Origin of the sequence: Photobacterium aquae, assembly GCF_001029445.1 — a bacterium.
In the GTDB taxonomy this organism is placed as follows: Bacteria; Pseudomonadota; Gammaproteobacteria; order Enterobacterales; family Vibrionaceae; genus Photobacterium; species Photobacterium aquae.
This window is the reverse complement of record NZ_LDOT01000055.1, coordinates 1-12,222: the sequence shown is the minus strand read 5'-3', so window position 1 is coordinate 12,222 and position 12,222 is coordinate 1. Positions and strand designations below refer to the sequence as shown.

Genomic DNA, 12,222 nt, shown 5'->3' with positions numbered 1-12,222 from the left:
TGGTGGGCGATACCGGGCTCGAACCAGTGACCCCCTGCTTGTAAGGCAGGTGCTCTCCCAACTGAGCTAATCGCCCTAAAACCGTCACGCTTGGGATGCCTCTATTGAAGCGGTGTGGCGGTTTGAATTTGGTGGGTCTAGGCAGACTCGAACTGCCGACCCCTACCATGTCAAGGTAGTACTCTAACCAACTGAGCTATAGACCCAAATTCTGTACTTCCTGCAGGTTAATCAAGAAGTAGTGGTACGACCGAGTGGATTTGAACCACCGACCCCCACCATGTCAAGGTGGTGCTCTAACCAACTGAGCTACGGTCGTACTATATGTGTTCCTTAGAACGAGATGAATATTAGCGAGTGATGATCTTTGACGCAAGTGTTTGAGTTCGCTTTTTTCATTCGCTGGCATCAACTGCCTAGCCTTTGAGCGCAAAGGACTAATAATAAGCATAGCGTGCGTTAAAGTGTGAGTTTGATCACTCCGGAAAATTCGGTCTTTATTGTACATCGGAGGGAGAACGATGCGTTGTGATACTCGTCTTGCTAGTTGTCGTCACGGTGTTATGAGGCCGAAGTGAAACTGTTGTTTTGAACCGCTACAGGTGCATTTATCAAAGTGGGTGAAACTTGACTTAAAATTAAAGGAATTAAACGGTCTGGCATGCTGTAATATATTACGTTATATAAAAAAATATTTTGGATATATATCATCATAAAATGATGATTAATACCCGATGAGCATTTAAATAATTTCTGTCTAGTTCGTTTTATATTTATATATACCCTGTGTGATTTTTTGTGGTGATATATATTATTATCTGGTTTGTTATTATTCATAGCGCTTCTTTGTTACTGGTTGATTTACTGGCGAAATATCGCAATTATCATGTAATATGTTGTCAAATTTCTGACTCGAATTTGAAAGGAGGGGTTGTGACAGATATTCATATAGCATCTATGACGTTAATTGATACAGTGTCTCGTATATCATCATATTTTAACCTTCCATTTAGTGAGGATTTATTAATGTCTGGTGTATCATCGCCGGATAATAATTTACACTTCACTCAATTAGCAGTAGCTTGTCAGAATGTAGGTATTATTGTTGAGCATCAACCTAATACTATAGCTATTTCAGATCTTAATGGTTTCCCTTCAGTCGTTGAAGTGGATGGCGAATGTTATCTTATTGTTTTATCAGTTGATAGTGACGACATTCAATGCCTTACTGATAATGGCGTATGTACAATGCCAGTGTCCGTTATAGAGAAAGCCATGACGGGCGTGAGTGCCGTTGTTAGTACTCAACCATCCGTTGAGGCTCGGGCTAAAATATCGCAATCAATATTATTAGGTGACCACTGGTTTTGGGGGCCAGTTCTAAAAACTAAGCGGATATATATTGATGTCGTATTTGCTTCGTTGCTGATTAATGCATTTGCTTTAGCAACGCCATTATTTACGATGAATGTTTATGACCGTGTTGTGCCTAATTTGGCGTTTGATTCATTGTGGGTGCTAGCCGCTGGTGTCTGTATTGTTTTTGTTTTTGACTTTGTTATGAAAATAATGCGTAGCTGGTTCATTGATTTAGCCGGAAAGAAAACGGATATATTGATGTCGGCTGTGATCTATGCAAGAACCCTTGGGATGAAATTAAATAACCGGCCGGAATCGGTTGGTGTATATAGCAAACATCTTCAAGAGTTTGAGTCTGTTCGTGGTTTTTTGGCATCAACGACTATTACGTCTTTGATTGATTTGCCTTTTGCGATTCTTATGCTTGGAGTGATAACGCTCATAGCTGGTCCTTTGGTTATTGTGCCGATCATTGCCATGATGTTGGTAGTGGTTGCCAGTTTGCTGATTCAAAAGCCTTTGAATGAAACGATAGAGCAGTCTAATCAACTTGCAGCCCAGAAAAATGCCAATTTATACGAGAGTCTACAGGGTATCGAATCAGTAAAAGCTCATAACGCAGAGGGGCAGTTTCAGTTTAAATGGGAGCAAGCTGTAACCCATATGGCGACATGGGGCAACAAGACTCGTTGGTTAACTAATTTAGTGATGACTCTGACTGGGTTCATGCAGCAGTTAGTCAGTGTTGGTCTTGTTGTCTACGGGGTTTATCTACTGGCAGAAAATGTCATATCAATGGGGGCGATCATTGCCACCGTAATGCTTTCAGGCCGTTGTTTACAGCCCATGATGCAGATTGCAGGTTTGGCAACTCGTTATTCGCAGGTAATGACATCATACGCCCAGCTTGATGAGATTATGAATACACCTCAAGAGCAGCAACCGAAAAGACGTTATATCTCTAAAGATAATCTGCGCGGTGAGCTTGAATTGAGGAATGTATCATTTCGCTATAAATCAGATGATAAGCAAATTCTAAAAAATATCTCATTCAAGGTTCAGGCGGGTGAAAAGGTCGCGATTATTGGCCGTATTGGGGCTGGGAAAACGACCTTAGAGAAGTTGCTGCTTAACTTTTATGAGCCAGATAGTGGGGCTATTTTGCTGGATGGATTGAATATTCAGCAGTACAACCCGGCATTTGTTCGTCGTCAAATAGGGGCAGTACCACAAGATATACAGCTTTTTTACGGTTCGATTCGAGATAACATTTCGCTTGGTCAGCCTGATGCTGATATGGCCAGTATTCAAGATGCTGCAATGCGTGCTGGAGTAACACAATTTACCCGGCATGATAGCGAAGGGTTGGAAAGGCAGGTGGGCGAATCTGGGCGTTATTTGTCTGGCGGGCAGCGTCAGTCAGTTGCATTAGCACGCGCATTTTTGAATCCGGTATCGCTCTATATTATGGATGAGCCTACATCGCAGATGGATACTCGCACAGAGCATCATGTCAAGAATCAACTGTCACAGCTCTCTCCTGATCAAACCTTGATCCTCGTTACTCACAAGACAAGCATGTTGGATATTGTCGATCGCGTCATTGTACTTGATGGTGGCCGAGTTGTACTTGATGGCGAAAGGGATTCCGTGATTAAAGCCTTGTCAGATGGCAATTTCGCCGCGGTAAGGAGGGTGCATGCAGCATAGGGCTCATGAATATTACAGTCAGACCTCAGCCGCAGTAGCGATGGATGTACCTGGCCAAGCGCGGGCTTTGGTTCGAATGGTTTTTGCTTTTGTGTTAGTTGCGATTGTATGGGCGAGTTTTGCCGAACTTGATGAGGTCACGGTTGGTATTGGCAAGGTAATTCCTGCTGATCAAGTTCAGATCATCCAAAACCTTGAAGGAGGAATAATTAAGTCTATTCAAGTTGATGAGGGTGATGAGGTAAAAAAAGGGCAATCATTATTGGTTATTGATGACACCTTGTTTCGTTCTGATTTGATTGCGGGAAAGAGTGAAACGGACAGCCTTCATGCGGCTGTTTTTCGGCTTAAGCATGAGATAAGCAGTGTTCAGGTAAGTGCTGTTAGATCGTTATCCGATTGGCAGAAAAGTGTAAAAGTCACGATTGTTCCGATCCCTTTTTCTTCTGATTTCGCAGCAGAACACCCAAGTATTGTCGATGGGCAGCAAAAGGAATCTCGAACACGCTTGGAGGAATTGGCTAATCAGCTTCAAACTTTCACCCATCAAGTCGAAGAGAAAAAGCAATCAATTCAAGAAGCCCGATCACAGATCAAAACTCTAGAGCGTAGCGTTGCCTTGGCGGAAAAAGAGTTGCAAATGAGCCGACCTTTGGCTGAGGAAGGTATTGTGCCGATGGTCGATATTCTGAAGCTGGAACGACAGGTTAATGACTTAGAAGGCAAACTTCGTCAGTTAACGTTGTCACTGCCGAAGCTAGATGCCGAGATCCGTGGTGCAATTACACGCTATCGCGAGGCAGCCTTTGTGTTTCGTAGCGAGTCACAGGCTGAGCTTAATGATCTCAACGATAAGTTGAATACCTTGTCCGCATCCAATGTTGGCTTGGAAGACAGGGTTAAGCGAACAACGGTTATCTCGCCAGTTAATGGCATCGTCAAAACAATCAATATAAATACCGTCGGTGGGGTTATCCAGCCAGGTATGGAGTTAATGGAAATTGTACCTAGCCAAGATACGTTATTGATAGAAGCAAATATCAGCCCGAAAGACATCGCTTTTATACGTCAGGGATTGGAGAGCATTGTTAAGTTCACGGCATATGATTTTACGATCTATGGAGGGCTGCAGGGGGTTGTCGAGCATGTTTCTGCAGACACAATTCAAGACGAGGAAGGCAATGCATTTTATTTGGTACGTATTCGTACTTATGCCAATGAGCTTATTTCTGGCGATAAGCCTTACAAGATAAAACCGGGGATGCTTGCTCAGGCAGACATTCTCACAGGAAAAAAGACAGTGATGGATTACTTATTGAAACCATTACTTAAGGCCAAACAAAACGCCCTGAGAGAGCGGTAGTAATACCTTGTGGCTTGTTAGGAGTTTGTCATTCATGGAGAGTTTATGAAAAAGCAGTTGTTATCATTATGCATAGGTGCATTGTGCGTTCCGTCGGTATGGGCCATTTCTATTGAAGAAGCGGTTACCAAAGGCCTTACAACTAGCCCGGAAGTAAAAGAAGTTGTTGAAAGCTACAACGCGAGACTTTCAATTGTTGATCAAGCTACCGCTGATTACTTGCCCTCGTTGGATCTCAGCGGCGAAGTCGGCTACCAGCGTCGCGAACGTGATCGAGAAATTGCATCAACAACCGAAGAATTGACCGGTCGGCAAGCCTCTTTGCGTCTGCGTCAGCTAATTTTTGATGGTTTTGGTGTTTCTTCGAATATTGATCGGACGGAGTTTGAAGCTGAAGCCGAACGTTACCGTGTTTTGTACTTTACAGAAAACTATGCACTGAAAGTTACACAGGCATATCTAGATGTTATCCGCGAGCAGACACTACTTGGCTTGGCGCAGAAAAACCTAGAGACGCATTTGCGCTATCAGAAAGATATTACCAAGAAAACCAAGTCGGGATTAGGTTCAAGTGCGGATGTATCGCAGATCAATGGTCGTGTTGCCCGTGCACAAGCCAATGTTCTTTCGGCTCAGAATAATGTCAGTGACGTTACCGATCAGTATCTTCGTTTAGTTAATGAAATGCCGGGTAACTTGATTCAGCCTGATGTCGATGATCGCTTTATTCCTGCATCACTTGAGGCGGCGTTGGAATTAGCCAAGCAACACAACCCGACAGTGTCATCGTCATTGAAAGATGTAGAGGCTGCTCATTCACAATATGACGCTTCTAAATCCGGTTATTACCCTGAAATTGATGTGTATGTCGAGCAGAGTTTCAGCAAAGACTATGACGGCGTAAGAGGGACAGACGACGAGTTCAGTGCGATGCTCCGCTTGAACTATAACTTATTTGGTGGTGGTCGAGACCAAGCGCGCGTCTCTGAATCGGCTTCTCGAATTCAGCAAGCTAAAAATATCAGCGCCAATACTGTTCGTCAGGTTGAAGAGAGTACCCGCTTGTCTTGGAGTGCCGCTGAAATTCTTGAGCAGCAAAAAGGTTATTACCAGCAGCACGTTGAGCAAAGCTTTAAGACTCTTGAAGCGTATAAACAGCAGTTCAAGCTAGGCTCGCGTACGTTACTAGATGTGCTTAATACGGAAAATGAGCTATTTGAGGCTAGAAAATCTTATGTTGCTGCTGATTATGACCACCTTGAAGCGCAATACCGTTTGATTAATTCGACGGGGAAATTGCTCGATGCTTTATATGTAACAGTTCCTAAGGATTGGAAAGCAGGAGAAAAATGATGTTGCGTAGTAAATTCTTCTGGCTTCCTATTGTTGGAGCCTTGGCATTGTCGGGATGTTCAACCTCGCCGGTAGGGATGATTGCTAATCAGGATTCTGATCAATTTGATAACGACCGCGATGGCGTAATTAATGAGCGTGATCTATGTGCTGATACGGTGATGGGGGCTGTTGTGAACAACGATGGTTGTCCGTTTGATATTACCAGCATTGCAGATGGTGAACTCATTGTGTTGTTTGATCACGATTCAGCCAATATCCACTCTAATCAGCTAGCAGAAGTTAAGCGCATTGTTGGTGTTTTAAATAAAAACCCCGGGTTGTCGTTGGTGCTTGAGGGACATGCAAGTGCGTCAGGTTCCGCTGAATATAACTTACAGTTATCGAAGAAAAGGGCGGAAGCTGTAAAACAGCTTTTTATCTCACGAGGGTTGTCTGCAGAACGATTGGAAATATTACCGGTCGGTGAGCAAAAGTTATTGCTTAACAATAACACTGTCCAGGCTGACACATTAAATAGACGTGTAACGACTCAATTCAAGTCATCAGATACCTATACTGACTATAAATGGCATATCTACACAATGGAATCGACTTTATAGTTAGAATGAAATTGAAGGTACTTGTTATCGTGGTTGTTTGTATGGGTGTGCTTATAGGGTATGCCCATACTGAAAATTTTCTTGATGATAAAGATATTGAGAAAGCCGCTAAAATTTATGGTGATGATGCTAAGTTGAGACTGAACGAATGGCAGAAGCTGATTTATAAATCACAAGCTAAAAGTCGTACGGAAATGCAGAGACTTGGCGATGTGAATCAATTTTTTAACCAACTTACATTTATTGATGATGTGAAATTATGGGGACTTGAAGATTATTGGGCAACGCCTATCGAGTTTATCGGTGCGAAAGGTGGTGACTGTGAAGATTTTAGCATCGCGAAATATTTCACCCTTAGAGAACTAGGGGTTTCTGATGAAAAAATTAGGTTGATATATGTTAAGGCACTAAGTTTGGATCAGTTTCACATGGTTGTAGCATATTATCCTGAACCTTCTTCAATTCCTTATATATTGGATAATATTGATCCTGATATGAAGCTGGCAACACAGAGGGAAGACTTGGTTCCTATCTATAGCTTTAATGCCCAACACCTTTGGTTAATGAAGGAACGTGGACGGGGACAGTTAACAGGGAAGTCGACAAGATTGAGTAAATGGACATTGATGAGAGATAGATATAGTCGTGGAGATTTAAAAGTCCCAGCAATCAGATTAAGTTACTAATATGAGCTTATATAAGAGAATCTTATTTTCAGTTTTGTTTATATTGACTGCACTATACAGCGTGGTTTTTAGTATTCAGTATTATTCTGTTCGTGGATATTTGAGTGAGCAACAGATAAATACTGTAAACAATACAGCGAATTCACTTGCACTTGTCATACCTATTCAGTATGAAAAAAACAGCAATGTTGGGATCGAAACAGCGATATTTGCAGCATTTGATAGTGGATATTATAAAAAAATTAGCTTTCAGGCATTTAAAGATAAGCGAGTGTTCCAGCGAGAGATAGAAACTTCATTGACACAGGTTCCTAAATGGTTCGAAACCTATTTGGGCTTTCAACCTATTGAAGAAAAGTTTGTTATATCATCTGGTTGGCTTCAAATCGGTGAATTGACAATTATCAGTAATACCGGCATGGCTATGCAGCAGTTATGGTATAGCACGATGAATTTATCTCTGTGGTTTCTTGCTGCTTTTTTAACTACAGCATTAGTGATAAATCGCGTGTTGAAGTTTATCTTAAAGCCACTTGCTCACCTAACCGTTTATGCTGAATTTCTAGGTGAAAATAAATTTGATGCGACGGTGATTGAACCGAGGGTAAGTGAATTATCGACACTAAGTCGTGCTATGCAAAAAATGGCAGAAAAGCTTAAGCATGAATATGAGAACCAGCAGCAAGAAGCGTATGAGCTTCGTAAACGAGTGTTGCAAGATAAGGTGTCAGGTTTAGGTAATCGAGAATATCTTTATGCCCAGATAGAGTCATACCTTCAGGAAAATACGAGTTGTAGTATTTTTATGATTGCATGCGACAGTATTAATGAAATCTATCAAAAGTATGGTTTTGGTGCTCGCGATAAAATGGTTTATCAAATAAGTCGAGAGTTGTCACATCAAGTTGATGCTATTGAACAGGTTGTATTAGCTCGTATATCAAATACAGAGTTTATTTTTTTTCTACCACAGATGGCATTATCAGACGCTGAAGATTTAGTTAAAAAATGTCACTCTAGTATAATTAAGCAGTTTGTACCCTACCATAAATTATCTGATATCAATGTATATTCTGGATCTGTGGTTACCGATGGGGTGGGGAGCGTAAAGCAGCTACTGTCAATGGTTGATAATGCTGTTCAGTCTGCGAAAAATTCGGAATGCGGTTTTTCTGTCCAGCATCAGAATAATGATGCACTAGGTAAAATGGATTGGTTATATATTATACGTAAAGCTATTTCACTAAAAAATTACAAATTTAGGGTTATGCCAGCTATTGCGAATGATGATAAAACTGTCTTACATCAAGAGTTTTTATTATCTATTGGTGTTGATGGGAAATCATATCAGGCAGGAGAGTTTGTTCATTTTATTGAGCAGCAGAAGCTCTGTGCTGAATTTGATAAATCGGTAATTGAATATTTACTTGATAATAATTCCTGTGAAAACAATGTCGCTGTCAATATCATGGCGGGTACATTTTATGATGACTCACTTTGCCAGTGGTTGGATGTAAATCTGCAATATAATAAAAACAAATTTATAAATGTTTTTTTTGAGATCCCTGAAAGCGCTTTTGTTTATTATGAAGAGCAAGTTTCCAAGTTTGTTTGTTTGTTAGAGCGTTATGGTTTGAATTGGGGGGTTGATAATTTTGGTCGTCATTTCAAATCATTGGATGCTGTTATTTCGTATAAGCCTAGCTATGTGAAGTTGGATTATTTTTATGGTTCGATGCTAAGTGATAGTTCAGCAGGTATCGAGTTAGTGAAAGGTGTAATCAAGTCAGCGAAGAACTTCGATATCGATGTTATTGCTACGCGTGTGGAAAATCATCAGCAACGCGTGAAATTCCTTGAGTTAGGTGTTGATGGCTATCAAGGGTATGTCACCGGCGTCTCTCACGTTGTTACAGAATATATTGGGTAATTAAGTTATGGAACAACAAGTAATCTCTAAAGCGACAGTCATTACAAATGTCAAAGGTAGCGTGTTTTACATTGACGTTAATGGTGAGCAGCATTTTATTCAATCGGGAGATACCGTACCCGCAGGTGCTATTGTCATTAGCCTTGCTGGTAGTAGTTATGAATTTACGTCGCCTAATGTCAGTTTTAACGTCGAGGGACAGTGTGCGACATGTGATTCTATCAATGAAGGGGTACGCCTAAAGTCCCTTGATAGCGATGATGAAATTGCACGACTTCAGCAGGCCATTTTAGATGGCGTTGATCCAACTGAAGATTTTGATGCGCCAGCTGCTGGTCTTGGTGTTTCAAGTGTGAATGCGGGCTTTGTCGAAATTACCCGTCTCGGTCGAGATGTTATTGCCGATGCAGGCCATGATACAGATGACGTTTCATTTGATGTAAATGGACTATTGGGGAATGCTGACAGTTTATCAGAGGGCGTCCCCAAAATATTCCTCGATGGCCCAATCACGAGTGATAACATCATTAATATAGCTGAGTCACAAAGTGATATTTTAATTACCGGTCACGTTGAAGATGGGGTAAAACCGGGTGTTGAGGTCAACATTATTGTTGGTGATCATACTTTTGTTACAACTGTCGGTTCAGACGGTTCGTTTTCTATCTATGTTCCGGGTAGTGTTTTAGCTGACAATTCCGAAGTAAAAGCGGAATTGGTTACTTCGAACGGGACATCGGAAGATACACATGAATATGATGTTGATGTCTACATTTCAATTCCTGAAGTCACAATTTTAGGTGATGGTGGTGATAACGTTTTTAATAAAACAGAATTAGGCGAAGATGGAACAGCGACTGTTACGGTAACAGTTCCTGAAAGCGCTGAAGTTGGTGAGATCATTATTATCCGAGATGCGAATAATAATGTATTAGTTGAGAAGTCGCTGACAGAAGATGACATCACCAATGGTTTTGAGTTGGAAGTGTTGCCTGTTGATGACCGTATTTATGTGTCAGCAGAAGTTATTGATGGTGCGGGAAACAGCTCCGGCTTGATTGTCGATGAAGCGGAAGTTGATGTATGGATTTCATCTCCGATAATTAGTTTGCCATCGTCACAAGATACAGGTGTAAGTGATAGTGACTCCTTAACGAACATTACATCACCAAGTTTTGAGTTATCGAATATTGATGATGATGTGGTATCGATTCGAGTGACAGTCGTTTCTGACGAGACGGGTAAAGTTCAGGAGGGGGATGCAAGTCTTGTTGATGGCAATTGGGTCTTTAGGCCATCATCTCCACTCGTTGACGGAGCGTATACGATTACGGCTGTTGCACAAGATGATGCTGGTAATGAGGCGTCATCAAATACTATTCAGGTAACGATTGATTCCAGCATATTAAACCCCTCAATCGACTTCGAAAGCACTGGATTTGATGATGTTTATAACAGTGATGAACTAGGTCCTGATGGTACCGTAACCGCAACGATTACGATACCGTCAGATTTCAACCCTGAAACTGATTCAATGCTCATTAATGGTGAGAGCTATCACCCGTCAGAAAGCGAAATACTGTCTGGTTTAATCGAGCTTCAGGTAGCGCCAGATTCGACAATTACAACTCAAATAACAGATGCAGCAGGTAATGTATCTAGCTTGGTGACGGGTACTGCACCAAGTGCAGATACAGAAGCATTGCCCCCGGTTATTTTCTTTGAATCCCCAGGTGCTGATGGAATTTATAATGCACAGGAAGTAGGACCTGATGGGACAGTGACTGCGACTATTTCATTACCATCAGATTTTATAGCGGGTCTTGATACCTTATATATAAATGGGCAGGTTCATGTTCTTACAAGCGAAGAAGCATCGCTAGGGTATGTGAATATTGAGGTTGTGCCTAATACGAGTGTAAGTGCTTATATTAAAGATTCTGCTGGAAATACATCGGAGCTGGTATCAGAAAAGGCTCCCCCAGCGGACTTATCTGCATCAACCCCTATCGTTGAATTGTTAGGTGATGCTAACAATGACGGTATTTATAATGATGCTGAATTGGGTGGCAATAGTACTGTTCCAGCTAAGATAACGTTGGCTCCCGATACGGTTGAAGGCGATCGCATCATTATTAAAGACACCAGTGGCAACGTACTGGTTGACCGTGAGGTCACAGCAGATGATTTGACCAACGGAATATTGGTGGAAACACCGGTTGTTGGCGATAAGGTCGAGGTCACCGCGCAGGTGATCGACAAGGTTGGTAATACGTCTCCGGAAGCCAGTGACAGCGCCTTGGTCGACACTGGCGCCGCACCAGCCCCGAGTGTTGAACTACTGGGCGACAGCAACAATGACGGTATCTACAACAGTGCCGAACTGGGCGCTGACGGCACCGTTACCGCCAAAGTGACGTTGGCCTCGGGCACTGTTGAGGGTGATCGGATTATTATCACCGACACCAACGGCAACGTGCTGGTTGACCGTGAAGTGACCGCTGCTGACCTAACCAACGGTATCCTGGTTGAAGGTTCTGTGGTGGGCGATAAGGTTGAAGTCACCGCGCAGGTGATCGATAAGGCTGGTAATCCATCGCTTGAAGCTACAGATAGTGCAGTTGTTGATAATAGTGCAGCTGCACCTGCAGTAGAGCTGTTAGGAGACAGTAACAGTGACGGCATTTACAACAGTGCCGAACTGGGCGCTGACGGTACCGTTACCGCCAAAGTGACGTTGGCCTCAGGCACTGTCGAGGGTGACCGGATCATTATTACCGACACCAACGGCAACGTGCTGGTTGATCGCGAAGTGACAGCCGATGACCTAACCAACGGTATTGTGGTCGAGGGGTCAGTAGTCGGTGACAAGGTCGAAGTGACCGCACAGGTGATCGACAAGGTCGGCAATCCATCACCGGAAGCCAGCGACAGTGCCTTGGTCGACACTGGCGCCGCTCCAGCCCCGAGTGTTGAACTGTTGGGCGACAGCAACAGTGACGGTATTTACAACAGCGCCGAACTGGGCGCTGACGGCACCGTTACCGCCAAAGTGACGTTGGCCTCGGGCACTGTTGAGGGTGATCGGATCATTATCACCGATATCAATGGCAACGTATTGGTTGACCGTGAGGTCACAGCCGATGACCTAACCAACGGTATTGTGGTCGAGGGGTCAGTAGTCGGCGACAAGGTTGAAGTCACCGCGCAGGTGATCGA

The 12,222-nt window shown here is 42.8% G+C and carries 7 protein-coding genes and 3 tRNA genes; 7 read left to right on the top strand and 3 right to left on the bottom strand.

Features of this window, described 5'->3' with window-relative positions; translation table 11 throughout:
- The 3 genes from ABT56_RS22360 to ABT56_RS22350 all read right to left on the bottom strand — a co-directional run bounded on the left by ABT56_RS22360 (window position 1) and on the right by ABT56_RS22350 (window position 319).
- Window positions 1–76 (bottom strand) — tRNA-Val (locus ABT56_RS22360).
- 53 nt (window positions 77–129) lie between these two features.
- Window positions 130–206, bottom strand: a tRNA-Val gene (locus ABT56_RS22355).
- Window positions 207–242: 36 nt separating this feature from the next.
- Window positions 243–319 (bottom strand) — tRNA-Val (locus tag ABT56_RS22350).
- 614 nt (window positions 320–933) lie between these two features.
- On the opposite strand from ABT56_RS22350, the gene ABT56_RS22345 reads away from it, so the two are divergent.
- The 7 genes from ABT56_RS22345 to ABT56_RS22315 form a co-directional block, all read left to right on the top strand.
- On the top strand, window positions 934–3,069 hold the full coding sequence (locus tag ABT56_RS22345; RefSeq protein WP_157037950.1) for a type I secretion system permease/ATPase: 2,136 nt from the start codon (window positions 934–936) through the stop codon (window positions 3,067–3,069).
- A complete protein-coding gene (locus tag ABT56_RS22340; RefSeq protein WP_047881131.1) occupies window positions 3,059–4,432 on the top strand; it encodes an HlyD family type I secretion periplasmic adaptor subunit in 1,374 nt (457 codons plus the stop codon). Before ABT56_RS22345 ends, ABT56_RS22340 begins: the two co-directional genes overlap by 11 nt.
- A gap of 45 nt (window positions 4,433–4,477) precedes the next feature.
- The gene (locus ABT56_RS22335) at window positions 4,478–5,785 is read left to right on the top strand and encodes a TolC family outer membrane protein (protein ID WP_047881130.1); all 1,308 of its coding nucleotides are present in this window, start codon (window positions 4,478–4,480) and stop codon (window positions 5,783–5,785) included.
- On the top strand, window positions 5,782–6,387 hold the full coding sequence (locus ABT56_RS22330; protein WP_084722475.1) for an OmpA family protein: 606 nt from the start codon (window positions 5,782–5,784) through the stop codon (window positions 6,385–6,387). The genes ABT56_RS22335 and ABT56_RS22330 overlap by 4 nt, the downstream gene beginning before the upstream one ends.
- Before the next feature lie 5 nt (window positions 6,388–6,392).
- On the top strand, window positions 6,393–7,073 hold the full coding sequence (locus tag ABT56_RS22325) for a transglutaminase-like cysteine peptidase (protein WP_047881128.1): 681 nt from the start codon (window positions 6,393–6,395) through the stop codon (window positions 7,071–7,073).
- A gap of 1 nt (window position 7,074) precedes the next feature.
- Window positions 7,075–9,003, top strand: a complete 1,929-nt coding sequence (locus ABT56_RS22320) for a bifunctional diguanylate cyclase/phosphodiesterase (RefSeq protein WP_047881127.1) — start codon at window positions 7,075–7,077, stop codon at window positions 9,001–9,003.
- Between the two features lie 7 nt (window positions 9,004–9,010).
- Window positions 9,011–12,222 (top strand): retention module-containing protein (locus ABT56_RS22315; protein WP_047881126.1); only part of this gene is annotated, 3,212 nt, incomplete at its 3' end.